The organism is Leuconostoc sp. DB-1 (assembly GCF_013414845.1).
In the GTDB taxonomy this organism is placed as follows: Bacteria; Bacillota; Bacilli; order Lactobacillales; family Lactobacillaceae; genus Leuconostoc; species Leuconostoc mesenteroides.
The window spans coordinates 1519113-1544334 of the sequence record NZ_JABFNJ010000001.1 but is presented as its reverse complement, the minus strand read 5'-3'; the positions used below and the strand labels follow the sequence as shown (position 1 = coordinate 1544334).

The 25222-nt window shown below is 37.4% G+C and carries 27 protein-coding genes and 2 other annotated features; of the genes, 24 read left to right on the top strand and 3 right to left on the bottom strand.

Annotation, left to right across the window (positions count from 1 at the left end):
• Positions 1-37: 37 nt before the first annotated feature.
• Positions 38-589 carry a sigma factor gene (locus tag HFP47_RS07600; RefSeq protein WP_042252369.1) on the top strand — a complete coding sequence of 184 codons (552 nt, stop codon included), beginning with the start codon at positions 38-40 and terminating at the stop codon, positions 587-589.
• Positions 590-611: 22 nt separating this feature from the next.
• Here the strand turns inward: HFP47_RS07600 and HFP47_RS07595 are convergent, their stop codons facing one another.
• Entirely contained in the window at positions 612-1448 is an 837-nt protein-coding gene (locus tag HFP47_RS07595) for an alpha/beta hydrolase (protein ID WP_042252365.1), read from the bottom strand.
• Positions 1438-2634 carry a PTS sugar transporter subunit IIC gene (locus tag HFP47_RS07590; RefSeq protein WP_179876290.1) on the bottom strand — a complete coding sequence of 399 codons (1197 nt, stop codon included), beginning with the start codon at positions 2632-2634 and terminating at the stop codon, positions 1438-1440. Before HFP47_RS07590 ends, HFP47_RS07595 begins: the two co-directional genes overlap by 11 nt.
• Positions 2635-2779: 145 nt before the next feature.
• Here HFP47_RS07590 and HFP47_RS07585 point away from each other — a divergent pair, with 145 nt between their 5' ends.
• The 11 genes from HFP47_RS07585 (at position 2780) to HFP47_RS07535 (ending at position 12274) form a co-directional block, all read left to right on the top strand.
• Positions 2780-2920 carry a teichoic acid D-Ala incorporation-associated protein DltX gene (locus HFP47_RS07585; RefSeq protein WP_002815850.1) on the top strand — a complete coding sequence of 47 codons (141 nt, stop codon included), beginning with the start codon at positions 2780-2782 and terminating at the stop codon, positions 2918-2920.
• Positions 2921-2934: 14 nt separating this feature from the next.
• Complete coding sequence (dltA, locus tag HFP47_RS07580) at positions 2935-4464, top strand: D-alanine--poly(phosphoribitol) ligase subunit DltA (RefSeq protein WP_096639540.1); 1530 nt, start codon at positions 2935-2937, stop codon at positions 4462-4464.
• A complete protein-coding gene (dltB, locus tag HFP47_RS07575) occupies positions 4457-5665 on the top strand; it encodes a D-alanyl-lipoteichoic acid biosynthesis protein DltB (protein ID WP_042252359.1) in 1209 nt (402 codons plus the stop codon). The genes dltA and dltB overlap by 8 nt, the downstream gene beginning before the upstream one ends.
• 68 nt (positions 5666-5733) lie before the next feature.
• The gene (gene dltC / locus HFP47_RS07570) at positions 5734-5970 is read left to right on the top strand and encodes a D-alanine--poly(phosphoribitol) ligase subunit DltC (protein ID WP_010292689.1); all 237 of its coding nucleotides are present in this window, start codon (positions 5734-5736) and stop codon (positions 5968-5970) included.
• Positions 5971-5974: 4 nt separating this feature from the next.
• Positions 5975-7261: a D-alanyl-lipoteichoic acid biosynthesis protein DltD gene (gene dltD, locus HFP47_RS07565; protein WP_115231322.1), complete on the top strand. Its 1287-nt coding sequence runs from the start codon at positions 5975-5977 to the stop codon at positions 7259-7261.
• A 70-nt stretch (positions 7262-7331) separates the two neighbouring features.
• Entirely contained in the window at positions 7332-7742 is a 411-nt protein-coding gene (acpS, locus tag HFP47_RS07560) for a holo-ACP synthase (protein ID WP_002815841.1), read from the top strand.
• On the top strand, positions 7739-8860 hold the full coding sequence (gene alr, locus HFP47_RS07555) for an alanine racemase (protein WP_011680399.1): 1122 nt from the start codon (positions 7739-7741) through the stop codon (positions 8858-8860). The genes acpS and alr overlap by 4 nt, the downstream gene beginning before the upstream one ends.
• Before the next feature lie 38 nt (positions 8861-8898).
• Entirely contained in the window at positions 8899-9264 is a 366-nt protein-coding gene (locus tag HFP47_RS07550; protein WP_002815839.1) for a type II toxin-antitoxin system PemK/MazF family toxin, read from the top strand.
• An 80-nt stretch (positions 9265-9344) separates the two neighbouring features.
• Positions 9345-10046, top strand: a complete 702-nt coding sequence (locus tag HFP47_RS07545) for a response regulator transcription factor (protein ID WP_011680398.1) — start codon at positions 9345-9347, stop codon at positions 10044-10046.
• Positions 10027-11325, top strand: coding sequence for a cell wall metabolism sensor histidine kinase WalK (locus tag HFP47_RS07540; protein ID WP_010280580.1), 1299 nt, complete (start codon positions 10027-10029; stop codon positions 11323-11325). The genes HFP47_RS07545 and HFP47_RS07540 overlap by 20 nt, the downstream gene beginning before the upstream one ends.
• A gap of 91 nt (positions 11326-11416) precedes the next feature.
• The gene (locus tag HFP47_RS07535; RefSeq protein WP_010280582.1) at positions 11417-12274 is read left to right on the top strand and encodes a S1C family serine protease; all 858 of its coding nucleotides are present in this window, start codon (positions 11417-11419) and stop codon (positions 12272-12274) included.
• Positions 12275-12367: 93 nt separating this feature from the next.
• Here HFP47_RS07535 and HFP47_RS07530 read toward each other — a convergent pair whose 3' ends face one another.
• Complete coding sequence (locus HFP47_RS07530) at positions 12368-12694, bottom strand: thioredoxin family protein (RefSeq protein WP_002815833.1); 327 nt, start codon at positions 12692-12694, stop codon at positions 12368-12370.
• 155 nt (positions 12695-12849) lie between these two features.
• Positions 12850-13148, top strand: a binding site (T-box leader).
• 54 nt (positions 13149-13202) lie between these two features.
• Between HFP47_RS07530 and HFP47_RS07525 the strand changes: the two genes are divergently transcribed.
• From HFP47_RS07525 to HFP47_RS07475, 12 genes are all read left to right on the top strand, one after another.
• Complete coding sequence (locus tag HFP47_RS07525) at positions 13203-14120, top strand: homoserine O-succinyltransferase (protein WP_048592423.1); 918 nt, start codon at positions 13203-13205, stop codon at positions 14118-14120.
• Positions 14117-15226 carry a PLP-dependent aspartate aminotransferase family protein gene (locus HFP47_RS07520; RefSeq protein ID WP_179876289.1) on the top strand — a complete coding sequence of 370 codons (1110 nt, stop codon included), beginning with the start codon at positions 14117-14119 and terminating at the stop codon, positions 15224-15226. The genes HFP47_RS07525 and HFP47_RS07520 overlap by 4 nt, the downstream gene beginning before the upstream one ends.
• Positions 15223-16362 (top strand): PLP-dependent aspartate aminotransferase family protein, encoded by a 1140-nt coding sequence (locus HFP47_RS07515; protein ID WP_014325117.1) that lies wholly within the window; start codon positions 15223-15225, stop codon positions 16360-16362. The genes HFP47_RS07520 and HFP47_RS07515 overlap by 4 nt, the downstream gene beginning before the upstream one ends.
• A 51-nt stretch (positions 16363-16413) precedes the next feature.
• The gene (locus tag HFP47_RS07510) at positions 16414-17541 is read left to right on the top strand and encodes a vitamin B12 independent methionine synthase (RefSeq protein ID WP_025268485.1); all 1128 of its coding nucleotides are present in this window, start codon (positions 16414-16416) and stop codon (positions 17539-17541) included.
• 201 nt (positions 17542-17742) lie between these two features.
• The gene (locus HFP47_RS07505; protein ID WP_002815828.1) at positions 17743-18219 is read left to right on the top strand and encodes an S-ribosylhomocysteine lyase; all 477 of its coding nucleotides are present in this window, start codon (positions 17743-17745) and stop codon (positions 18217-18219) included.
• Positions 18220-18346: 127 nt separating this feature from the next.
• Positions 18347-18496 carry a hypothetical protein gene (locus tag HFP47_RS07500; protein ID WP_002815827.1) on the top strand — a complete coding sequence of 50 codons (150 nt, stop codon included), beginning with the start codon at positions 18347-18349 and terminating at the stop codon, positions 18494-18496.
• Positions 18497-18643: 147 nt separating this feature from the next.
• Positions 18644-19771 (top strand): 5-methyltetrahydropteroyltriglutamate--homocysteine S-methyltransferase, encoded by a 1128-nt coding sequence (locus HFP47_RS07495; protein ID WP_042252339.1) that lies wholly within the window; start codon positions 18644-18646, stop codon positions 19769-19771.
• A 193-nt stretch (positions 19772-19964) separates the two neighbouring features.
• Complete coding sequence (locus HFP47_RS07490) at positions 19965-21257, top strand: O-acetylhomoserine aminocarboxypropyltransferase/cysteine synthase family protein (protein WP_014325114.1); 1293 nt, start codon at positions 19965-19967, stop codon at positions 21255-21257.
• A gap of 113 nt (positions 21258-21370) precedes the next feature.
• Positions 21371-22966, top strand: coding sequence for a peptide ABC transporter substrate-binding protein (locus tag HFP47_RS07485; protein WP_179876288.1), 1596 nt, complete (start codon positions 21371-21373; stop codon positions 22964-22966).
• An 8-nt stretch (positions 22967-22974) separates the two neighbouring features.
• Positions 22975-23691, top strand: coding sequence for a gamma-glutamyl-gamma-aminobutyrate hydrolase family protein (locus tag HFP47_RS07480; RefSeq protein WP_179876287.1), 717 nt, complete (start codon positions 22975-22977; stop codon positions 23689-23691).
• Positions 23692-23960: a binding site (T-box leader), on the top strand.
• A gap of 87 nt (positions 23961-24047) precedes the next feature.
• On the top strand, positions 24048-24170 hold the full coding sequence (locus HFP47_RS10730; protein WP_002815820.1) for a hypothetical protein: 123 nt from the start codon (positions 24048-24050) through the stop codon (positions 24168-24170).
• 20 nt (positions 24171-24190) lie between these two features.
• Positions 24191-25084 (top strand): methylenetetrahydrofolate reductase, encoded by an 894-nt coding sequence (locus tag HFP47_RS07475; RefSeq protein WP_002815819.1) that lies wholly within the window; start codon positions 24191-24193, stop codon positions 25082-25084.
• The last annotated feature ends 138 nt before the right edge of the window (positions 25085-25222 follow it).

Genomic DNA, 25222 nt, shown 5'->3' with positions numbered 1-25222 from the left:
TAGTTGATTAAACTACTAATATGGCGGGAGTATATAATTGGGGACAGATAGATTAATTGGAGCAGTTATCGCGGCGCAAAGGGGGCACGAATTTGCGTATAATGTATTGATTAAACATTTGAAAGCGGCTATATTTGATGTGCATTCGCGAAAGATTAGCGGTCGAATGAAACAGGATGATTGGTATTCAGAGGGATTAGAAATCCTGATGAAGTGTGTACAAAAGTATGATTGTAATCGACCACGGGCTAAATTTTCGACTTATTTTATTACGGCGTTATCAAATAGGGCTACTGATTTAGTTCGTCATCACTACACTGAAAAAGCGCAATTTAACTATAAAATGCTGGCTATGGATGACGATTTAACGACTATTAATGTGGGAACTGACACATATAATCCAGAACATATTTTTGCATTGCGTGAATCACTTTCAAAAATAAATATGGCTGAATCCGTTGCTTTCAAAGAAGCACTATTACAAATCATAGGGGCACTTAAATATGATATTGAAGATAGTGAAAAAAGACGATTTGAGCAAATGCAATATCGTTTAAAAAAGATCATACAAGAAATTGCTATAAAATAAAAGCAGCCCATCTGGGCTGCTTTTATTGTGGTTTTCGAAAGTTATTATTAGTGTTTTCCTTAAGTATATGTTCTTGTATTAATTTCACAACTTCTGTATTTTCTGGGAGACTTGAATGTTGCGCATCATCTCCAGAAACAGTAATTTGAGTATAGGATTTGACATGTTTTTGGAAAATATACTTTCCGGCTAAAACACTTTGAACTGGAACGATACCGTCATCTGTATAATCTTCTGTACCAGCTATCGAATACATAACCAAATTAGAGGGTAATTTGGTATTTTTTTCAATAAAGTCTTTTAACATGACTGTGCGACGTTGTGATGAGGATTCAGAGAAGTTGAAGGGGGTGCCTAGCGTCATTAAGGTTGCCATATTGAAACTATCAGAACTGTAGTAATTTTCTAAATATCTAGTCCAAATGAGCCCGCCGTTTGAGTGGCCAATTCCTTGGAAATTATGGAAATGATAACGATCTTGTAAATCAATAAGAGCAGTATTTAGCCACTTAGCCTGCTTTTTAATATTGTCGTAACCATCAGCATTGTTTTGAAAGCCAACGACAATAAATGGTTGCTCATCACTAGATCGAATTTTGCCACTGTATACCAACTTACCATCTTTAGTGACCCAAACTTTTAAAATATCGTGTCGCTGGCTCTTAGTGTTGAGCTTAGTTAATAGACTATCAAATCGATTGACTGAAGCACTTGAACCCGGAATTAGAATAATTGGTGACATATGTGATGTTTGTATTTTCGATTGTGTGGTACGAGTGTGGACAACCCAACTATGACTAAAAATACCAATTACTATTAATAATATGAAACTGGATAAGATGATTAGTTTATTTCTCATTTTGTACCTCAGCGTTATCAAGTTCGATAAATGGCTTGTAAATCAATACCGTCAACCCAAAGACTATTGCTACCACAATTAAGGAAGATAATTTACCGCTTCCTAAGAATGCAGTTAATAAATTAGGAGCATTATTTGGTATCACTAGGGAAGCCGGCTTTATCAAATGTGTGGCAATTGCTACATAGCCAACCAAGGTGCCTGCTACGCTAGACAAAATCATAGGAACCAACATCAGAGGTCTTAAGAATAATGGTAATCCAAAATAAAGCAATTGATTATTATTGAATAAGCTAGGGAATACGGATAACAGTCCTAAATTTTGCTTTCTTTTTGATGACATAAATAAAAGCAAAAAACTAATTGCTAGTGTATTGCCAATGCCACCAAGTAATGAAAACGTACCATACACACTATAGAGATTTTCAGGGTATGGCAATGTCGCGTGAGTATTTTTCAAAATAACATCTAAATTTTTGACGACAGCGTTAATTGTTGTTTGATTGGAAGTTAGTTCGTTCGGCAATGCAATGCCTAACCAATACAGAACTGGTGCACATGCTCCTACTAGTAGGAGACCAACGAATGTTGTGAAGAAATTAGATGACAAAATACTACTGATTAGTAACTGTAACGTAGTTTGTTGAACATACGGTTGAACCAAAAAATAGAGGCCAAGGATAAAAGCGGACCAAACTAAAAATCTTGCTGAATAAGGTTGTAGGGTTTTACGAAAGAGTCTTTGGTATTGATAATAGGATTCACTACTGAGCAAAGTTAATACGGTGACCACTAAATATTGTGAAACATTATGTGAAAAATCTTGTGTATTGACAGTGAAAAGGAGGTAGGTGGCCAAAAAATTGGTTAATATTGGTAATATGTTATTTTTTATGCGGCGGTAGATTAGGTATTTATTTGTCAAGGCAGCGGCAAAAATCATGAGAATAACGACGTCCAAAATAGAAAGAATTATTTGCAGGCCTGTTATTTTTAAATTGATATTAAAAATGACAGGGAATAAAGCATTCGGTGCTAAAAATAATACGAACAACAGACGCAAGTAAACGTCGATTGCCAGAACGGGGAGTGTTTGTCGCATTGCTGAGAATATTGCTTGGAAAACATGGTTTTTTAATACAATATTGTCTAGTTTAACAATAAGCGAGAAACATTTTTTAATCATAGTAATCTATCGTTCCATTCTTTGATATATAAATTTAACATTCTGAAATATGTATGTTATAATAAGGTTCATTATATTATTAACGATACTTTAAAGTTAAAATAAATAGCTTTTAAAGAGACAATTTATACGGGGGTTACTGCGAATGTTAAAGCATTTTTTCCAACATCCAGTTATTAATTTTGTTGGGCGTACTGTTTTTTATTTCTTAATCATTTTATCACTTTTGTACTTATACGGCTATTCTGGCGTTGGGGAAGGACATTTTCTTTACAATGAATTTTAAATGGGGGAGCACACATGATTGATAATGTGTTAAAACAGGTTGATCTCATCGCGACAACGCAGCCTAAAAAAGTTGCGTATGATGAATTGGGGAAAAAGCATACTTATGAACAGCTGAAAAAAGCATCTGATAGTTTAGCTCATGCTTTAGATGAACTAAATTTGCCGGAAAAAGCGCCAGTTATGGTGTATGGTGGGCAGCAATTTGAAATGATCGCCAGTTTCTTAGGCAGTGCTAAATCAGGGCATGCCTACATTCCAGTTGATGTTAATTCAGCAGAGGAAAGATTGACAGATATTATTGAAATTGCTAAGCCTGCAGTGATCTTAGCTATTGATGAGTTACCAACATCAATTTCAGATATTTTAATAATTGATAAACAACATCTGGATCGTATATTTTCTACGAATGTACCTTATGAATTGACACATTCTGTTCAAGAAAATGATAATTTTTATATTATTTTCACTTCTGGGACAACAGGGCGTCCAAAGGGCGTTCAAATTTCACATCATAATTTACTAAGCTTTACTAATTGGATGATCGGCGACACATTTGACTGGCAAGAAGGCAGTAATGTGTTATCACAGCCACCATATTCTTTTGATTTATCAGTGATGGATTGGGTTCCCACAATTGTTACGGGTGGGACTTTGAAAGCATTACCCAAATCAGTAGCTGAGGACTTTAAACTATTATTTGCCACTTTACCAAAGTTAGACTTAACTACATGGGTTTCGACGCCATCATTTGCTGATGTTGCCCTTCTGGATCCAGAATTTAATCAAGCGAACAATCCAAATTTGAAGGCCTTTTTGTTTTGTGGCGAAGTACTAACACGTACGACAGCAGAGAAGTTACTAGCGCGCTTTCCAAAGGTGAAAATATACAATACGTATGGGCCGACAGAAGCCACAGTTGCTGTTTCAAGTATACGCATTACCAAGAAGATCATCGAAAACTACGATAAAATGCCAATTGGGTACGTAAAGAAAGATACGTTAATTAGTATTCAAGATAGCAATGACCAAGAAGTTTCTTCTGGGGAAAAAGGCGAAATTGTGATTTCTGGCCCTTCGGTTTCCAAAGGTTATTTGAACAACCCTGAAAAAACAAATGACGCTTTCACGAAATTTAACGGTGAACAGGCATATAAAACCGGTGATTTAGCAACAGTTGATGAAAATGGTTTGTTGCATTATAAAGGACGTAGTGATTTTCAAATCAAATTACATGGGTTCCGAATTGAATTGGAAGAAGTTGCGCAACAATTACAACAAAGTCAATGGATAGAACAAGTAGTCGCTGTTCCACGTTATGACGCTGATGGTAAAGTTAAGCAGCTGTTGGCCATTGTGGTGCCCAAAGAAAATGACTTTTCTAAACCTATGTTGTTAACAAATGCAATTAAAGATGGCATGAAAGACATTATGATGCCTTATATGATGCCGAGTCGATTTATATATCGCGAGTCAATGCCATTAACACCAAATGGTAAAATTGATTTAAAAGGGTTGATTGCTGAGGTGAATGGCAATGCTTAATCTACAACCCTATGCAGATCCGCAGTACTTCATTATTTTATTGTTGGCTCTAGTGCCTCTAGCCATTGGTTTATACTTTGGAAAGCGTATAGCTTGGTATGAAGTGCTGGTCTCACTTGTCTTTATTTTCTTGATGTTTGATGGTGAGAAATACCATGAAGGTATCGCATTAATTATCTACATGATTTGGCAATGGCTGCTTGTTTGGGCCTATACTTTGTATCGTAAAAAGTACAACCAAGCTTGGGTGTTTTATGTCACAACTATTTTAGCTATCTTGCCACTAGTATTAATTAAGGTTGCGCCAGTTGCTAATTGGTTGCAAGTGACAACCTTACTCGGATTTATGGGTATTTCGTATTTGACATTCCGTTCAGTTGGTATGGTGATGGAAATACGTGATGGTTCGATTCAAGAATTTAATCCTTGGCTTTTCTTGCGGTTCATGCTGTTTATGCCAACAATTTCGTCAGGTCCTATTGATCGGTACCGTCGTTTTGTGAAAGATGTTGAGAAAGCACCGACACGCGATAAGTATCTAGAAATGCTTGGCAAAGCTGTCAAATACCTTTTCATTGGTTTTTTGTATAAATTCATCGTGTCTCATGCTTTGGGAACTGTATTAATGCCAAATGTTGAGCGTATGGCGATTATTTCTGCACATGCTCAAGGCGGATGGTCATGGTGGATAATAGCGTACATGTATATTTACGGTTTGAATTTATTTTTTGACTTTGCTGGATATTCAATGTTCGCTGTAGCAACTGGCTACGTGATGGGAATTGAAGTGCCAATGAATTTTAATTTACCATTTTTGTCCAGGAACTTAAAAGAGTTTTGGAATCGTTGGCATATGACTTTATCATTTTGGTTCCGTGACTTTGTCTTTATGAGACTCGTGTTTCTGATGATGAAGAAAAAATGGTTTAAAAGTCGAGTCACAACGTCAAACGTGGCTTATATCATTAATATGTTGATTATGGGATTTTGGCACGGATTGAAATGGTACTATATCGCTTATGGCTTGTTTCATGGTGTTGGTCTTGTTGTCAATGATATGTGGTTACGCTATAAGAAAAAGCATCACGTACCGCATAATAAATTTACGAATGCGTTAGCGATTGTGATAACATTCAACGTAGTAATGATTAGTTTCTTACTATTCAGTGGTTTGTTAGACAAAATCTGGTTCCAACGTTAGTGTAAAGAAAACAAATAGAAAATAATAGCTATTATATAAATGATAGTATTAGAAATCGAGGGAAAATAATGGACTTGAAAGAACAAATAGTAGAAATCTTAAACACAATTATTGGTGAAGACATTTCTGACCAAATGGACGATGATTTTTTTGAGAATGGGTTGCTAGATTCAATGGCAACGGTAGAATTATTACTTGATTTAGAAAGTAAGTTCAATATTCAAGCACCTGTCTCTGAATTTAATCGCGATGAATGGAACACACCAAACAAGGTAGTTGCTAAAGTTGAATCATTGATTGGATAAAAAAATGCTGAAAAAACGGGGGCTATGGTGGATATTTGGTCCAGTAATCTTGGCATTCGTCATGGTTACTGCACTATTTTTGGCACCATTTTCATTAAATTATTTATCAAATAAAGATATTCAAAAAGCGTCTGTGTCATTTTCTAAAAATGTTTTTAAAGGCGAAAGCGTCAAAATGGCGGCCTTTAGTAATTCAAAGACAAATTATGTGCCTTTCTTTGGGTCAAGCGAACTCCTCCGTCTGGATACAATGCATCCATCGGTGTTGGCAGCAAAGTATAAGCGTAATTATCAGCCATTTTTGCTTGGTCAGGCTGGAACAGAATCTCTTTCGCATTACTTGGGGATGCAAGAAATGACACCGGCTTTGCATAAAAAGCAGGCAGTATTTATTATTTCGCAACAGTGGTTTACCAAACGTGATAGTAAGTGGGCATTTCCACAGTTTTACTCACCGTTGCAGACCGTTAATTGGTTACGAAACATTAAGACAATTAGTGCAACTGATCGATTTATTGCGAAACGATTATTGGAACAAAAACAAATTAGTGACAATAGCTTTTATGCTCGTCTCATTACAAAGATTAAAAATAATGAGCCTTTGTCAGAAACTGATCAGAGCTTGTTAATGTTACGAAATAGAATGTTATTGCGCGAAGACCAACTATTCTCAAATTTTTCAGTATCTAATAATTGGGATAAGCAAGTTGAGCCAGCACTAAAGTCGTTACCAAAAACTGATAATGTATCGTTGTTAGAGCGGGAAGCGATGAGAGTTGCGAAGAAGCAAACTGGTAATAATAAATTTGGCATAAAAAACTCGTTTTTCAGAATGCGAGTCAAACCAAGTTTGAAGAAGCTGGAAAACTCTCAAAGTCATTTTGATTACCGACAGTCTGATGAGTATTCCGACTTTCAGGCTGTATTACAAGAGTTTGCAAAAGAGCATACTGACGTTTTGTTCATTATTCAGCCTGTTAATAAAAGGTGGTCAAAGTATACTGGGCTGAGTACAAAAAGATATTATCAGAGTGTGGATAAAGTAAAAAAACAGTTAAAGTCACAAGGCTTTAACCAAATTGCTGACTTTTCTCATGATGGTGGACATAAGTACTTTATGCAGGACACCATCCATATGGGATGGCGAGGCTGGGTAGCTGCTGATACGAAAATAAAGCCCTTTTTTGCACGAGGTTATCAAGAACCAACATATCATATCAATGATAATTATCTATCCAAAAAATGGCAAAATTTGATACCAACAGACAAAAATCTTAAAAACTTTAAATAATAGGGGTCAAAAGGGTTAAGTGTAGGCAAAAAAACTTTGTCAACACTTGACCTTTTGTTACAATAGAACCATGATTATAGGAATTGGAAATGACACAGAAGCGATCAGTCGAGTTGCAGAAATAGTCGAGCGTCAGAAGAGTTTTATAACACTCATTTTGACGCCGGCAGAACGTGCTGCAGCGGCCGAGCGAAAAGGTAAGCACCAAAACGAATATATTGCCGGACGTTTCTCTGCCAAAGAGGCTTTTTCAAAAGCCACCGGCTATGGAATCGGTGAGAAAGTTCAGTGGCAAGATATTGAAATTTTGAATGAGCCAAATGGTCGACCTGTAATGAAAGTGAAAAACTTCCCCTATCATACCTATGTTGCAATCACACATAGCGGTGATCAAGTGAATACGGTTGTTGTTATTGAACGTTTGACACTGCTGGAAAAAATGAGTATAAAGCTGTTTCCTAAACGAGGAGTATTATCATGACAGACAATGATATATTATGTTTACGGCCGACATGGCTAGATATTGATTTAAAGGCAATTCAGACCAACGCTAAATTAATTATGAGGCATGCGGGCGCACAAAGATTGATTGCTGTGGTTAAAGCCAATGCTTACGGACACGGTGCAAAACAAGTTGTGGGGGCTTTATTTGAGGTGGGTGTCTATGATTTTGCGGTAGCGACGATTGGTGAAGGTGTTGACCTGCGTAAATATTATCCCCAAGCAGAAATAAATATTTTTCTACTTGGTGTTCAAGATGTTACCCAAACAGAAGTTATGGTGGAAAATCGTTTATCACCAGCTGTTGGAACAACTGAATGGCTTGATGAGGCAGTAAATTACATCAAAGATGGGCAGAAACTAGATGTTCAATTAGCTGTTGATACTGGTATGGGTCGAATGGGTGCTCATTCAGCAAGTGCTGTTGAAGACATGTATCATCTGATTCAAGGTACTGAAAAGTTTCAATTGGCTGGTGTGTTTACTCATTTTGCCACAGCTGATGATAATAATCAAAACTATTATGATGAACAAGTCCAGCGTTTTTATCAGTGGGTACAATCAGCTGGTATTCCTAAACAGTACTGGCATTTAGCAAATTCAGGGTCTGCGATTTGGCATCATGATGAAATTTATACGGATACGATCCGGGTCGGTTCTGTGCTTTATGGGTATAATCCTGGTGCCCCTGAAAAAAAGATGCCCTTACCCTTGAAACCAGCCCTACAATTGAAATCAAAGTTGGGGTCAGTACATCAATTGACAACTGGCGAGTCAGTAAGTTATGGTGCAACATATACGGCAGAGAAACCACAATGGATAGCTACTTTGCCTATAGGTTACGCAGATGGCTATCTGCGTCGCATGAGTGGTATGAAGGTCTTGGTCGATGGACATATTGAACATGTAATTGGACGTGTCACAATGGACCAGATTGTGATAACATTAAAGCAGAAATACCCTGTTGGAAAAACTGTAACTTTGGTTGGCCTTGAAGGTGAGAATCAAATATCGGTAGAAGAGATTGCGGAATATGCTCAGACGATTCCGCATGAAATACTAACAAATTTTGGTGCTCGGTTGCCTAGAATTTATTAAAAAGCGTCTCACGACGCGTACATAGAAGTGAGAATATTATGACAGAAGAACATCAAGCAGTTATGCGTGGTGACGTATTTTACGCCGATCTAAAGCAAGGAATAGGCTCTGAGCAGGCTGGGGTGCGGCCCGTTTTGATTATTCAAAATGATGTAGGAAATGCCAATTCCCCTACAACTATTGTCGCTGCGATAACGTCCCAAATTTCTAAACCGAAGTTGCCAACACATGTATTATTACCTGAACATATGAGCGGTATGAAAAGAGATTCAGTCATTTTGGCAGAGCAAGTGCGAACAATAGATAAGCGCCGCTTACGTGACAAAATTGCACATATAAATGCTTCTTCAAATGAAATGCAACTTGTGGCACATGCTTTGCGGATTAGTGTGGGGTTGAAGTAAAGTTGTCACTATATTTAACTTATTTTTAACCTACGATTTGTATAATAAATGTAATAAAACAGGTAAACAGGAATATGAAAATGTCAAAAGCAATTAAAATACTATTAATCGAAGACGATGTCAATCTAGCAGATAATGTTGTTGGTTTTTTGCAGGACTTTGCAGATATCAATGCTGTTACAGATGGACTTGATGGTGAATTTGAGGCGCAAGAAGCACCGTATGACCTGATTATTTCTGACCTCATGCTACCTGGCGAAACTGGCTTAGAGTTGATCAAAAATTTGCGCGCAAATGATGTTGAAACGCCAGTTTTGATTTTAACAGCAAAAACTTCACTGGATGATAAAATAGAAGGTTTCAATGTTGGTGCTGATGATTATTTAACGAAGCCCTTTCATCGAGAGGAATTACTTGTTCGTGTAAAGGCACTTTTGCGCCGTTCAGGGGTCTATTCTGAGGATAATACGCTAGCGGTTGGGGATGTGATGATTAACCTAGAAAATCGCGGTGTGCAAGTGCATGGTCAACCGGTTAAATTAGTCGGTAAAGAATTTGATATCTTAACTTATCTTGCACAAAACAAAAATATTATTGTCACTCGTGATCAAATTTTTGATCGCGTATGGGGTATTGATTCAGATACGACAATCAACGTTGTTAATATTTATTTGAATAACTTACGTCGAAAATTAGAAGCCGTTGGACAAAATAATTTAATTAAGACCCTACGTAATATAGGGTTTATTCTAGAGGTAGAGGATGCCGAACGCAATCAATAAAAAGCAGCAAGTACGTGGATTTATCTGGTTACTCGCCAGCTTTTTTGTTATATTTTCAATTTTAGCTAGTGTCATTTTCGTATCATACACTCGAACGGTCTTTAACAGTGCGGATTCTGCAATCAATCAGACGCTTTCGATGTATGATAGTAATGGTTTACTTTCAACTTCTGACAAGGATGTCAAGAAGCCACAACCTTTGTATAATAATACCAGCACGCGAACAGAAACATGGTTATTTGACAAAAATGGTAAGTTGATAATTGATAGCAATACGGAGGATACACGTCAAGCAGCTTTGCAAAAAGCGCTACAACAAGCTATCAAATTTGATAAAGCAACAATGACGGTTAAACCCAATACCTATAAATTTTATGGTAATTATTACCGAATCATTGGTTTTCAGTTCAAGAAAAATGCTGCTAAGGGCTATAATCAAATTGCAGTCCATGGTATGGTAACGGTTAATGTTACAGACACCATGGATAACTTGAATAATTTTAAGAAAGTATTGTTCTGGTCCTTTGGTCTTTTTGGTATTTTGTTAGTGATAGTATCATATTTAATTGCTCGGCGAAATATGAAACCAATATTAAAATCCTGGCAACAACAACAAGACTTCGTTAATAATGCGGCTCATGAATTACGGACACCTATGGCCGTTATTCAAGGTAAGCTAGAGACAATGCTGACAAAACCGGAATCAACGGTTCGTGATCAGTCAAATGCTATTATTTTATCGCTTTCTGAAGTGCGACGGTTAAATTCTTTAACAAATAATATGTTAACGTTAGCAAAAACAGGGTCTAATATGACCACCATTGAAAAAGAATCAACGGATGTCAAGCAATTCTTAGAAAACATTATTACACCATATCAAGAAATGGCAGAGTTTGAAGAGAAAGCTGTGACACTTGAGGTTGATGTAAATCAAGCGATATTTATAGATCAGAAACGAATTCATCAGTTACTAGTTTTGTTACTTGATAACGCATTGAAGTACTCAGATGCTGGTGCGACAATTGCTGTGAAAGCAGGTATTGAAAAGAAAAAGTTTGTCCTCACCATTGCTGATAGCGGTCGAGGAATTAGTGATGAGGCTAAAAAACATGTCTTCGATCGTTTCTATCGTGAAGACAAAACTGGTAATCGTCAAACTGGTGGTACCGGACTTGGATTATCGATTGCTGAATGGGTAGTTCATGCTCACGGTGGTAAAATAACAGTAGCAGATAATCAGCCGCAAGGTACTGTTTTTAAAGTCATTTTACCCCTTTAATGTTTAATTTACTTTATGTCATTATTATGGATATAATAGGGTGTGGATTTTGTCAGAAAAGCAATAATGTACACATATGAAAGGGCGAGTTATGAAAAAGCATTCTTTAATTATCGTTGCTATAGTTTCGGCATTGGTAGCAAGTTTTGTTGTCTATTCTGGATTGCAACCAGATTCTTGGTTCCAGCAACGTACAAATACAACAAAAACAAGCAACTCAGCTGGTACAACAACTATTGCCAAAACAGCTTACACAAGTAGTGATACGGCAACAACGGCTTATAACAAAGTGAAAAACGCTGTGGTTACCGTTCAGAATTTACAGAAAACATCGTCAAGCAGTAGTTGGTCATCATATTTCCAGCAAAATCAGCAAGATAGTAGTTCTGAATTGGAAACAGCATCAGAGGGTTCAGGTGTTGTTTATAAAATTTCTGGTGGCTATGCGTATATTATTACCAATAATCACGTGGTAGCTGATTCTGATGAATTACAATTAATTACCGCTAGCGGTAAAAAAATCCAAGCAACTATCGTTGGCACAGATTCAAGCAAAGATTTGGCTCTGTTAAAGGCAAAAACCACAGATATCAAAACATCAGCATCCTTTGGTAATGCCAAAAAACTGCAGTCTGGTCAACAGGTCTTAGCAATCGGCTCTCCTTTGGGTTCTGATTATGCTACTTCTTTGACTAGTGGTATTGTTTCAGCCCCACGCCGCACACTTTCTGCTGAAGAAACGGGTTCTTCAGCAACTACTGCTATTCAGACAGATGCCGCTATCAATCCTGGTAATTCTGGTGGACCATTGATTAACCTAAAAGGTCAAGTAGTTGGTATTAACTCGTCAAAAATAGCTTCTTCTACGGACGGTACGAGTGTTGAAGGCATGGGATTTGCTATTCCAGCAGATATTGTTCAGACATTTATTAAGAATACCGAAAAGTAGTAACTAACATATTAACGCAACATAGAAAGAGCCCATAATATCACAAGTTTAGTAATTTCTTGCGATATTTATGGGCTATTTTTGGCATTAAAACTAAAGTGTTGAATGATACCAATCTACGATTTCTTTTGGTGTTAGGCGTTCGCCGTGTCCGATACGTGAAATTTCTTGTCCATTTTCAAACAAAACAAAAGATGGAATACCACGCATGTTATGTTTTGTTGCGACATCAATATTTTCGTCTCTATCAGCATCAAACCATTCAGCAGTTTGTGTAACTTCATCTTTGATAGTTTGAATAAAAGGCTTTATGGCTTTACAATCACCACACCAATCTGCAGAAAGAAACATGACATGACGACCGGGCTTGTTTATATGTTCCTCAACAGCTTCATTTGAGTTATGTGTTGGTTCGTACATAATTTATTTACCTCACTAAATTCTAGTAGAATTGTACCATAAAGTAGTTTCTAATGCTGAATATAAAACCGAGATGAAAGAAGATATAAAAAAATACCATGAGAAATATTAAAAACTATTGACATATATCAAATTAAAAGTTATAGTAATAATCAATATAAACGTTGAAAAGATAAGTACATCTTTGAATCTTAGTTAGAGAGCTCGTGTTTGGTGAAAGCGGGTAAGATAATTAGTTGGAAAATGGTCTTGGAGTTTTTTACGGATACGAGCAAGCGAACACTCATATGTGTTACGCGGTAAGTTGAAATCGGGCGTCCCCGTTACTGGACAACGTATAAACCAAAGCTTTCACAGATGTTCTCGACGAAATTTTTTGGCGTACGTTTGGAGGTGTAAACTGGCAATGTTTACATAAATACCGGGTGGTAACACGTCAATTAACGTCCCGTAGTATCTTTAGATACTACGGGACGTTTTTTATTTTTTAAGAATTTGGAGGGAACGTATGAGTGTTATATTAAATAACGGTTTGTTGAAGCGTGAAAGCTTTGTAATCGGTCGTTTTGAAGTATTAGAACCGACTATCAATATACTCTTGGTCAACTTAATGCCTAATCGATTACAGACTGAAAAGCAGTTCACAAGATTGTTGAGTCATTTACCTATCAATGTGCGAGTAACATTTGCAGTACCAAGTGAGCATGAAATTCGCCACGACACGGATGCAATTATGACTAACTATGTCACACTCAACGATATTTGGCACAAAAAATTCGATGGCATGATCGTTACAGGTGCGCCAGTGGATCGCATGAAATTTGAACAAATCGACTATTGGGATGAATTTCGTCATTTACTAGAATGGCGAAAAACACATGTAACTGAAAGTCTATTTGCATGTTGGGCAGCGTATGGCGCTGGCTATGCAGAGAGAAACTTTCCTGTTAAAGCCTTGTCAGAAAAAATTTCGGGCGTCTTTCAAGCTAGCCAAATTTTTAAACGTCATTCATTATTAAAAGATTTGGAAAACATTAGTATGCCACAATCTCGTTACTTTACGGTACCAAATTTTGGTGTGGCTAGACGCTTGAAAGTTGCTGGTGACGATATTTTGGGCGCATTTATTTTGAGGGATGAACATGTAAACTCAACCTACATTACTGGACATTTCGAATACGACACTGAGACTTTAGAGAACGAATATCTTCGTGATATAGCAATTGACCCAAACACAATTAAGCCTAAGAACTATTTTTATAATAATAAACCAACCAATACATGGCAGACTTATGCTGAAAAATTTTTTGTAAATTGGGGGGAACTGTTGATGGAAAAGATGACTTCATCAAGATCAACAATACCAACATTAAATCAAGAGAGGAACAAGCTGGGTCTAGGGACCTCGCAATGTAAATACTTATGAGCATTAAAATTGATACATTATTAGCACAGGGCGGTAACGGCAGTGATGACATTAAAACAGGGGCAGTAGTTAGTCCATTATATTTTTCAACGGCCTATCGACATCCCAATTTGGGTGAATCATCTGGCTTTGACTATGCACGTTTACAAACACCCACACGTCAAATATTGGAAGAGCAGTTAGCGGATTTGGAACAGGGCGTGCAGGCATTTGCTACCAGCTCGGGTATGGCAGCGATTGATCTTTTGCTTGCGTCATTGATTAAAAATGGTGACCATTTTGTTACCTCGGATGATCTATATGGCGGCACATATCGCTATTTCGATGCCATTGTTGAACAGAGTGGCGTGAGCTATGATGTTTGGAATGGGGTGGATGACATTTCGACCTTAATTAACGAAACCACGCGACTTGTTTGGTTGGAAACACCATCTAATCCAACGATGAAAGTAATCGATATTCAGAAGTTAAGTGCAAAAGTAAAAGGCATCAATCCTGATATTTTAATTGCTGTTGATAACACTTTCTTAACACCTATTTTTCAACAGCCATTGACACTTGGCGCGGATATTGTCGTTCATTCCGCCACAAAGTATCTTGGTGGACATAATGATATTTTGGCTGGAGCAGTAATTGTTAATAGTGATGATTTAGCTGAAAAATTAGAAATATCACTGACGACACGCGGACAGGTTTTAGATTCGTTTAGCTCTTGGTTATTGTTACGTAGCTTGAAAACGTTGCATCTTCGGATGCAACGCCACAATGAAAATGGTCAATATTTAGCCAAAAAATTACCGTGTATTCCCGGTATAGATAAAGTCTTATATGCTGGTGTTGGTGGAATGTTGAGTTTTTATTTGTCAAACGATTATGATGTAGATGCTTTTTTGAAAGGATTACAAATCGGGTCTTTTGCGGAAAGCTTGGGTGGTCCAGAAACGCTAATTACGATTCCTGCGGTGCAAACACATCACGATATGAGTCAAGAGCAGCGTGATCACTTGGGTATTACCAATCAATTGGTGCGTGTGAGTGCCGGATTAGAAGGTAAAGAGGACCTATTGGCAGATTTAAGGCAAGCAGTTGAAGGAGCAAAGCGATGAGTGATTGGACAAATATTATTGATGCAGCAACAACAAATGATCCACTGTCAGGTGCAATTAATACACCGATTCAACTAAGTTCAACCTTTAGTCAAAAATCTTTTGATGAATTTGGAGAATATGACTACGCTCGCTCTGGAAATCCCACTCGTGACGCGGGTGAAAAAGCAGTAGCGCAGCTTGAACATGGAAAGTACGGGTACCTTTTTAGTACTGGAATGGCAGCAATTAGTAGTGTGCTGTTTACCTTATCAGCTGGAGATCATATTGTTGTTAGTAAACATGTTTACGGCGGCACATTTCGAGTTTTAGAAGATGTTTTGCCACGCTGGGGTATCACACACGACTTTGTTGACTTTAGCGATTTGGCAGCAATCGAGCAGGCTATCAAACCAGAGACCAAAGCATTGTATATTGAAACACCCTCAAACCCAGTTTTGAACATTACTGATATTCGAGCGGTAGTTGGTATCGCAAAGAAACATCAGTTGTTTACAATTGCTGATAACACATTTTTATCACCATTCTTGCAGAAGCCTTTGGATCTAGGTGTTGATATTGTGGTTCATTCGGCAACAAAGTTTTTGGCAGGACATTCTGATATTCTTGCTGGTGCTGTCGTAGTTAATGATAAAAAATTAGCAGACCAAGTTTATTTTATTCAAAATGCGGTCGGGGCAACACTTAGCGTTTTTGATACGTGGCTGTTGTTGCGTGGTATAAAGACACTTGGTGTTCGTATGACGCATTCAAGTGAATCAGCGCATAAAATAGCTGAGCATTTAGAGGCTCATGAAAAAGTATCAAATGTCCTATACCCAGGGTTAAAAACACATAAAGGCTATGAAATTCATGCTTCACAAGCTAAAAATGGTGGGGCGGTGTTGAGCTTTGATGTAGGCAGTCAAGAAAATGCTAAGAAAGTAGTGGAGTCCTTACATATCCCAGTATTTTCGGTTAGTTTAGGAGCAGTGGAAACAATTATTAGTTACCCGCCAAAAATGAGCCACGCAGAGTTAAACGTTGATGAGTTGGCCAAATGCGGTATTACTCCTGGTTTGTTACGCTTCTCGGTTGGATTAGAGGATGCAGATGATTTGATTGCAGATTTAGATAGTGCATTAGCCTTAATTTAGCTTGATAGATTACGTATAGGTATTAAAATACCGGTGTTTAAGGAGAAAAATATGACAACTACAGAAACAAAAAAATTAAATTATCATTTTGATCAAGTGGGATCTTACTTACGTCCAGAAAACCTGAAAAAAGCGCGTGAACAATACGCACAAGGCGAAATTTCGCATGATGATTTACTAAAAGTTCAACATGATGAAATTAAAAATCTAGTTGATGAACAAGTCAAGGTTGGTCTATCAGCTGTCACTGATGGGGAATTCAATCGTTCATGGTGGCATTTAGACTTTTTAGGTCAACTAGGTGGATTTGAGTTTTATGATCAAAATGACTCGTACAAGTTTCACGGCCAAAAAACGCGATCAACTAATGTTCGTTTAAATGGGAAAGTTCATGCTAATTTAGACCACCCATTCTTTAAGGATTTTGAATATTTGAAGTCAGTGACACCTGAAGGGGTGGAGCCAAAACAAACAATCCCATCACCGAGTTTGATTATTAATCGCGATCACCGTTCTGATTTATGGTCAAAATATTATGATTCATGGTCAGACTTTTTAGACGATTTAGCTCAAGCTTATCATGATACACTGCAGAAGTTCTATGATCTAGGCGCGCGTTATGTACAAATTGATGATACAACTTGGGCATACTTGATAGCGCAGTTAAACGGTCATGCTGACAATCCCGAGGAGCGTGCAAAGTTTGAAAAAACAGCAGCCGATGATGTTTATGTAATTAATAAGGCATTGGCTGGCTTACCAGAGGACTTGAAATTAGCAACACACATTTGTCGTGGTAACTTTAAGTCGACTTATTTGTTTGAAGGCGGTTATGAGCCAATTGCAAAGTATCTAGGTCAACTAAACTACGATGCCTTTTTCTTAGAATATGATAATGATCGTTCGGGTGGATTTGAGCCTTTGAAAGAAATATACAATAATCGTCAAAATGTTGAAATTGTATTAGGATTGTTAACTTCTAAGTCAGCAGATTTGGAAGATGTTGATGAAGTCGTTGCCAGAATTGACGAGGCAGCAAACTATGTGCCTAAGTCTAACTTGGCTCTATCAACACAATGTGGATTTTCTTCAACGGAAGAGGGAAATATCTTAACGATTCCTGATCAATGGAAAAAATTAGCGTTGATCAAACATATTGCTGATGAGCAACTTGCTTGAGAATGAACACATGTGTTAACAATCACACCTGTAAAATGTTAATATAATAGTAACCGCGGCTAACAATAAAGATCATAAGACAGATAAAATGTTGGCAACGTTGTACCGCGCAAAAACGTTCCAACAGCATGTCACTAAGAAGTAGTATGGCACAAAGACGAAAGTCATTAAGCCATTATCTTATCTTGAAGGAGAAAAATAATGTCAGAAACAGTTGTTGAAAGTTTTACTTTGGATCATACAAAGGTTAAGGCACCGTATGTGCGTGTGATTGAAACACAAGCTGGTCCTAATGGCGGCAGCATTACTAATTATGATTTGCGGTTAACACAACCTAATGAAACATCGATTGAAACGGGTGGATTGCATACACTAGAACATTTATTTGCAGGCCTTGTTCGTGATGAAATTGATGGCATTATTGATATGTCACCATTTGGATGCCGTACTGGATTTCATGTTATCTCATGGGTAAATTACGATTCGGAAACATTAGCTAAAGTTTTCAAAAAAGTATTGGAAAAAATTGTTAGTGATGAAGTAACCGAAGTACCCGCAGCAGAAATCGAAAGTTGTGGTAACTATAAAGATCATAGCTTACATTCAGCTAAGGAATGGGCAAAAATCATCTTAGCCCAAGGTATTTCCAGTGATGCGTTTGAACGTAAAATTGTTTAACGTTTAATGAAAAAAGTATTGACAAATTATTATAATATAGTATGATTATTTTAACAAAGAAAAGATAAGTAGTGTTGTAGCGTTAAAAAGAGAGTTTACATTTGGTGAAAGTAGACAACGTGAACACATGAAAATGGTCTTGGAGTTACTGTTATTGCGAACGCACGCTGATTCATTTGTTGAAACGACGCAAGCAATGGCCGGGAGAGCCCGATATAGCGACATCAATTCTCAATATCATGTACAGATGTTCTCGAAGCATGATAAAGATGATTGATATTGAGGTGTGTAGGCTTTTTGTCTACACATAAACACCGGGTGGTAACACGACGAGTCGTCCCGCAGTCTAAATGAATTAGACTGCGGGACTTTTTTGTTGTTTTGTAACCACTACTAAAATTCAAAAAGTACAAGGGGAAAAATTATGACAACACAGACACTAAAGGCACTAGGATTTCAGCATGTTGGTTCATTTCTACGACCAGCTGAATTAAAACAAGCACGGCAAGATTTTGAAGCTGGTAAATTGACACAAGAAGAACTTGAAGGTGTTGAAAATTCAACGATTGCACATTTGGTTGATCAACAAGTGGCTGCTGGAATAGCAGTAGTAACAGATGGCGAATTCCGTCGTTCATATTGGCATCTGGATAATTTCTGGGGATTTGGTGGCGTTGAAAGATTAAGCTACGGCGAAGGCTACTTCTTCGCTCATGAGGAAACACGTGATGATTCAGCACGTTTAAATGGTAAATTGAGCTTTGACGCCAATGTACACCCATTTATTAAGCATTTTAAGTTTCTCAAAGCACTTGCTGATGAAGCGGGCGTAGAAGCCAAAATTACAATTCCGGCGCCATCTCAATTTTATGCAGAACTAGTTCGTGGTACAAATGCTGATGTTGTATCGAACTTCTATGATTCTGATGAAGAATTTTTTGCAGATATTAAGCGTGTTTACCATGAAGAGATTATTGCATTGTATGAAGCAGGTGCTAAAACAGTTCAATTAGATGACTGTACATGGGGCATGTTAGTAGATGCTGATTTCTGGGAAAAAATGGCTGGATCCGGCTTTGATGTTAAACAACTAAAGGCGCTGTATTTGGACTTGAACAATGGTGCAATTGCTAACTTACCAGAAGATTTAACCATTAACACACATATTTGTCGCGGAAACTATCATTCAGATTGGGCAGCTTCTGGTGGTTATGATGCGGTTGCTGATGAATTATTTGGTCAAGAAAATGTATCAAGTTACTTCCTAGAATATGATTCAGAACGAGCAGGTGGCTTTGAACCTTTGGCTAAAGTATCAGGGGATAAAAAAGTTGTTCTCGGCTTGATTACAACTAAAACGGGTGAGTTAGAAAAGAAGGAAGACATTATTAAGCGAATCCATGAAGCGGAAAAATATTTGCCATTGGATCGTTTATGGTTGTCAACACAATGCGGATTTGCTTCTACTGAAGAAGGTAATATTTTAACAGAAGAACAACAATGGGCTAAGTTAGCACTTGTTAAAGAAATCCTCGATGAAGTTTGGGGATAGATGAATACATCATATATGATGTGATATTTGTAAGGAGTAGAAAAATGCAAGCAACAACGCCTAATCGATTTTTTGAGACAACACGAGCATTAAGTACACTTCTTGGTTGTGGTTTAGTGCAAACACGAATGTGGTATCAGTAATAATTTTATTAAATATTGCATAAAAATAACTTACATGAGGAAAATATTCTATGACTAATCCAGAAAAAAAATACGCATTTGAAACACTACAACTTCATGCTGGCCAAGAAGAGCCAGATTCAGCGACAGGTGCGCGTGCTGTACCAATTTATCAGACAACTTCTTTTGTCTTTAAGGATGCTAAACAAGCTGCTGGGCGATTTGCTTTAACAGATGCTGGCAATATTTATGGGCGGTTAACCAATCCAACAAATTCAGCTTTTGAAGCAAGAGTTGCAGCGCTCGAAGGTGGTACAGCGGCTATATCGTTAGCTTCTGGTGCAGCGGCAATTACCGCTGCAATATTGAATGTTGCTGGAGCTGGCGATCATATTGTTGCCGCATCAACGCTATATGGTGGCACGGTCGAGTTGTTTTCAGAAACATTGAAGAAATTATCTATTGATACAACATTTGTTGACCCAGATGATCCTGAAAATTTTGAAAAGGCCATTCAAGATAATACAAAAGTTATTTTCTTCGAAAGCTTAGGAAATCCAAAAATAAATATTATTGATTTTGAAGCCGTTGCAGCAATTGCGAAAAAACATGGTATTATTTCTATTGTGGATTCTACTTTTGCGACACCATTTTTGACTCGTCCGCTGGAATACGGCATTGATGTAGTTGTTCATTCAGCCACTAAGTTTATTGGTGGACATGGTACAACATTGGGTGGGGTAGTGATTGAAAAAGGAGATTTCGATTACGAGGCCTCAGGACGCTATCCTGATTTCACCACGCCAACACCATCGTACAACGGTATTGTTTGGTCTGATCTAAAAGGTGGCGCATTTGTAACTAAAATCCGTGCAGAACATTTACGTGATACAGGGGCAACATTATCACCACAATCAGCGTTTTATCTGTTGCAAGGATTAGAGACACTATCCTTGCGTGTTGAGCGCCATGTAGAAAACACACGTAAAATTGTTTCTTACTTGAATAATAATGACAAAGTGGCTTGGGTCAGTTATCCAGAATTAGATGATTCTCCATACAAGCCACTCGCTGACAAATACTTTAAGAACGGTGTTGGATCGATTTTCACATTTGGCTTAAAAGCTGGCGAAGCTGGTGCAGAAACATTGATAAATAACTTAGATATCTTCTCGTTATTGGCTAATGTTGGGGATGCTAAGTCTTTGATTATTCATCCAAAATCAACAACACACGCCCAGTTAAATGATGAGCAGCTGCAAGCAGCAGGTATTACACCGGATTTGATACGTATTTCAATTGGTATTGAAAATGTAGATGATTTAATTAACGCTTTAGATGAAGCGTTATCATATGTTAAATAAGTAGTGTTTACTACTATGGGAGAGATTTAACAGCATTTGATAGTGATTATTGCTTTTATTAAGTCATAGGCATGTTAAAATGACACTATTAATGTATTTGGGAGCGAGAGAATATGAATAAAAAAATAGTCATTGGTGCAGTAGCTGTTATCGCAGTTGCTGGCATTTATGCTGCAACACGTCCGTCAAAATCAGCGAAAGGTCATACGTTAAGAGTTGCTGTTCAAAACAACATCTCAACATTGGATCCAAATCTAGCTGATCAAGTTGGTGCGAATTGGGCAGAAGTGCAAACACTTGAGGGGCTTTATACAACATCTGCTAATGGCAAAATTATTCCGGGGGTCGCTCAAAAAATAGTTCAACCAACCCAAGGTAATAAGGTTTATACAATTAAGCTCAAGAAGAACCAAAAGTGGTCTGATGGCTCACAAGTAACGGCATCTGATTTTGTTAATTCAGTTAAACGTCAAGTAAATCCAGTTACAAAATCTACTCGTGCTAACCATTTTAAAGATATTGCTGGTTATGATGCTGTATATAATAATAAAGAAAACGTTAATAAGCTTGGTATTAGTGCACCAGACAAATACACGGTGAAAATCGAACTATCTCATCCAGTCCCTTATTTTAATTTTATATTGGCTAACCAACTGTATCCAATTAATTCAGATAAACTAAAAGAGTATGGTAGCAAGTATGGCCAAACAGCTAAGACGAGTGTCTCAAATGGTGCTTATACGATAAAAAAATGGAATCAATCATCGACGACTTGGGAATTTGTCAAAAATAAGTATTATGCTGACGCTAAAAATGTTCATTATGATACCATTAAGGCTACTCAAGTCACTGATGCAACGCTAGCTTCTAAACAATATCTAGCAAAGAAGGTCGACGAAGCAGAAATATCTGGTGGTATTTTAACGGATTTGAAGAAGAGCCATGCTACTGATATTAAATCAACACAAAAGGGACGTGTGGCGTTTATTGTTTGGAATGCTGATGATAAGACAGTCAGCAATACAAATCTCAAGCAAGCTTTGAGTTTAGCAATAAACCGCAAGGAGTTAACAAAATCAGCGTTGGCTGATGGTTCAACACCTGCCAAATCAATTGTGCCAAGTGGTGAAGTAAAAGTAGACGGTAAAGATTTCAATGCGAACTTGTCACTACCTTATAACAAGGCATTGGCTCAAAAGTATTTGAAACAAGCGCAATCAGAATTAAATCAACAAAAAATTACAATTACGCTTAATACAGCTGATACCGATGCTTATAAGGCATTAGGTGTTTACTTGAAACAGAGTATTGAAGCAACGTTGCCTGATGTTACAATTAACCTAAAGCAATTGCCATTAAATGCTGAAATTTCCGCCTTTGAGAGTCATGATTTTCAGGCTGGAACTTTAACATGGTCAACAGATTATAATGATCCCATTGATTTCTTGGATATAGCTTATTCGAAGGGGGCAATTAATTTTACAAATTGGACTAATTCGGAATATGAGAAGATTATCAACAAGGTTTCTGAGCAACATGAGGCCAATGACGCCCGTTATAAGTTGGAACAACAAGCAGCCAAGTTGAATAATGATTTAAATGGTGTTACGCCATTGTATCAAGTATCCAATGTTCATTTATTACGCTCATCGGTTAAAAACTTAGATTATCCTTTGATTGGTTATCAGAACTATAAGTATGCAAAGTGAGTGCAAAGATGAAAAAAGTAGGTATACCAAGTAATAATCTTGTTCATGCGAATGCTCATTTTGGCACCAATTATGTCGATTATATCCAAAAAAATTATATTGATGGTATTAGCGGTGCGAATGCGCTACCTATCGTGTTTCCAATTGGTGATACAAAGTTGGCTAAGGCATACATCGATTCAGTTGATGCTTTGTTATTAGCAGGCGGTCAAGATGTTTCACCAGTGTATTTTGGTGAAGATCCACATATTAATTTACATGAAACCGATGATCGACGTGATGTTTTTGAAGTGGCGCTGGTAATCGAAGCGCTTAAACAAGAAAAACCAATTCTAGGTATTTGTCGTGGATTGCAAATTATTAATGTTGCACTGGGTGGCACTTTGTACCAAGATTTAGGTAGTCAGTATGACGGCTTGTCAGTAAAGCATAATCAATATCCGACAAAATGGTATGTACCAACACACCATATAGTATTGCAACGTCAAAGTTGGCTGAGTGATATTTTTGATGAAAAATCACTTGTTAATTCTTTTCATCATCAAGCAGTGAAAAGATTGGCAGATGGGTTGAAGCTGGACGCCACGAGTTCAGATAACGTTGTAGAGGCATTTTCTGATGACTCACGACGTATTTATGCAGTACAGTGGCATCCAGAAATGTTACTGATGGACAATCCAGATGCTCAAGAATTGTTTGATTCATTTGTGGCAAAGATTGAATAGTTTTATACGAAGAAAAGATAAGTAGTGATTAATGCATTTATAGAGAGCCTGTGTTTGGTGAAAACAGGTAATGTCATATCATGAAGATGGTCTTGGAGTTTCGCTTTAGTGAGCGTGGTAAGATTTTTGAAATCAAAGCGACGTAAACTATGGCCGGGAAAGCCCGTTATAGCTGTTTTGATTTTCTAATCCTGTATTGGAAGACTGAAGTTAAGGTGTGCAACAAAGCATACGAATAACGGGTGGTAACACGAGGAATCGTCCCGCAATCTGAATTTTTTCGGATTGCGGGATTTTTTATGTTTTAAGAGTAGAGAGTTTGCTAAGGTGAGTTTAATTAGCAAGGAGAGAAGATTGTGCGCGTAAATAATCAAACAATTTATTATTTACACACTGATAAAATGACGACGGCAGTTTATTTAAATGGCAGTGGGGCCGTTGATGCGGTTATATTAACTCAATTTTCACTGATTTGGTAGTAAAAATTGAGAGGATATCTATGACTAGAATTACGGACATTTATAAAAAGAAGTCAGCTCCAGTGCTGTCTTTTGAAATATTTCCGCCAAAAACAGAAGATGGACTACACGCTTTGTATAAAACGTTACAAGAAGTAAATCCAAAAGAAACTGGCGTTGATTATATTAGTGTGACATACGGTGCAGGCGGCGGTAGTAATCATAAAAGGACCAAAGAGATTGCGGAATATATCGAAAGGAATTGCGGTATAACAGCTTTACACAACCTCACTGGTATTAACCAAACACCGAGTAGTTTAAAGGGAAATCTTGAAAAGATAAGCGTAGCGGGCGTTGAAAACATATTTGCACTTCGCGGTGACACACCGACAAAAGATTATGTGAATGAATATTATCCGTTTGCAAAAGATCTAATTAAAGAGATAAAAAAAGACGGACGGTTTGATATTGGTGCAGCAATTTATCCAGAAGGACATGTTGATAATCCAACGACAGGAATTAGTGTAACTGGGGTTAAAGAAAAAGTAATTAGTGGTACAGAATTTCTAATTTCTCAGCTATTTTTCGATAATGGCGTTTTCTATAACATGCAAGAGGCACTGAAGGAAAATTATATTAAGGTACCAGTTTCTGCTGGTATTTTACCTATCATTAGTCGTGCGCAAGTCGAACGTATCACTTATATGATTGGTTCATCTTTACCGGCACGCTTGGCAAAGATTGTTCATAAATATGAAGATCAACCAGAAGCCTTGCAACAGGCTGGAATTGAATATGCATTGGAGCAAATCCATGATTTGTTAGATCATGGGGTTGACGGTATTCATTTGTATGCGATGAATCAACCAAATGTTTTGAAGATAATGTTGCCAGAAATTAATAGGCACATTCAATCAAAAATATTAACGCTTTGATGCAATAAACGAAAGAAGAAGCTCATGAAAGTAACATGTCGAAAAGTCTATTACTTGCATGCTAATAAAATTCTAACGGCTGTTTTTCTTACCGGTAGTGGTTCTGTTGATCGGTTTAAATGAAGTTATTTGTCAATT

What these genes read in the sequence shown, in the direction of transcription:
- HFP47_RS07530 (WP_002815833.1), bottom strand. Translation starts at nt 12,694, where the DNA reads ATGTACGAACCAACACATAACTCAAATGAAGCTGTTGAGGAACATATA.
- HFP47_RS07535 (WP_010280582.1), top strand. Translation starts at nt 11,417, where the DNA reads ATGAAAAAGCATTCTTTAATTATCGTTGCTATAGTTTCGGCATTGGTA.
- HFP47_RS07545 (WP_011680398.1), top strand. Translation starts at nt 9,345, where the DNA reads ATGTCAAAAGCAATTAAAATACTATTAATCGAAGACGATGTCAATCTA.
- dltA (WP_096639540.1), top strand. Translation starts at nt 2,935, where the DNA reads ATGATTGATAATGTGTTAAAACAGGTTGATCTCATCGCGACAACGCAG.
- HFP47_RS07590 (WP_179876290.1), bottom strand. Translation starts at nt 2,634, where the DNA reads ATGATTAAAAAATGTTTCTCGCTTATTGTTAAACTAGACAATATTGTA.
- HFP47_RS07520 (WP_179876289.1), top strand. Translation starts at nt 14,117, where the DNA reads ATGAGCATTAAAATTGATACATTATTAGCACAGGGCGGTAACGGCAGT.
- dltB (WP_042252359.1), top strand. Translation starts at nt 4,457, where the DNA reads ATGCTTAATCTACAACCCTATGCAGATCCGCAGTACTTCATTATTTTA.
- HFP47_RS07540 (WP_010280580.1), top strand. Translation starts at nt 10,027, where the DNA reads ATGCCGAACGCAATCAATAAAAAGCAGCAAGTACGTGGATTTATCTGG.
- HFP47_RS07585 (WP_002815850.1), top strand. Translation starts at nt 2,780, where the DNA reads ATGTTAAAGCATTTTTTCCAACATCCAGTTATTAATTTTGTTGGGCGT.
- dltD (WP_115231322.1), top strand. Translation starts at nt 5,975, where the DNA reads ATGCTGAAAAAACGGGGGCTATGGTGGATATTTGGTCCAGTAATCTTG.
- HFP47_RS07550 (WP_002815839.1), top strand. Translation starts at nt 8,899, where the DNA reads ATGACAGAAGAACATCAAGCAGTTATGCGTGGTGACGTATTTTACGCC.
- HFP47_RS07515 (WP_014325117.1), top strand. Translation starts at nt 15,223, where the DNA reads ATGAGTGATTGGACAAATATTATTGATGCAGCAACAACAAATGATCCA.
- HFP47_RS07480 (WP_179876287.1), top strand. Translation starts at nt 22,975, where the DNA reads ATGAAAAAAGTAGGTATACCAAGTAATAATCTTGTTCATGCGAATGCT.
- HFP47_RS07595 (WP_042252365.1), bottom strand. Translation starts at nt 1,448, where the DNA reads ATGAGAAATAAACTAATCATCTTATCCAGTTTCATATTATTAATAGTA.
- HFP47_RS07525 (WP_048592423.1), top strand. Translation starts at nt 13,203, where the DNA reads ATGAGTGTTATATTAAATAACGGTTTGTTGAAGCGTGAAAGCTTTGTA.
- HFP47_RS07475 (WP_002815819.1), top strand. Translation starts at nt 24,191, where the DNA reads ATGACTAGAATTACGGACATTTATAAAAAGAAGTCAGCTCCAGTGCTG.
- alr (WP_011680399.1), top strand. Translation starts at nt 7,739, where the DNA reads ATGACAGACAATGATATATTATGTTTACGGCCGACATGGCTAGATATT.
- HFP47_RS07485 (WP_179876288.1), top strand. Translation starts at nt 21,371, where the DNA reads ATGAATAAAAAAATAGTCATTGGTGCAGTAGCTGTTATCGCAGTTGCT.
- HFP47_RS07490 (WP_014325114.1), top strand. Translation starts at nt 19,965, where the DNA reads ATGACTAATCCAGAAAAAAAATACGCATTTGAAACACTACAACTTCAT.
- HFP47_RS07510 (WP_025268485.1), top strand. Translation starts at nt 16,414, where the DNA reads ATGACAACTACAGAAACAAAAAAATTAAATTATCATTTTGATCAAGTG.
- HFP47_RS07500 (WP_002815827.1), top strand. Translation starts at nt 18,347, where the DNA reads ATGAAAATGGTCTTGGAGTTACTGTTATTGCGAACGCACGCTGATTCA.
- dltC (WP_010292689.1), top strand. Translation starts at nt 5,734, where the DNA reads ATGGACTTGAAAGAACAAATAGTAGAAATCTTAAACACAATTATTGGT.
- acpS (WP_002815841.1), top strand. Translation starts at nt 7,332, where the DNA reads ATGATTATAGGAATTGGAAATGACACAGAAGCGATCAGTCGAGTTGCA.
- HFP47_RS07505 (WP_002815828.1), top strand. Translation starts at nt 17,743, where the DNA reads ATGTCAGAAACAGTTGTTGAAAGTTTTACTTTGGATCATACAAAGGTT.
- HFP47_RS07495 (WP_042252339.1), top strand. Translation starts at nt 18,644, where the DNA reads ATGACAACACAGACACTAAAGGCACTAGGATTTCAGCATGTTGGTTCA.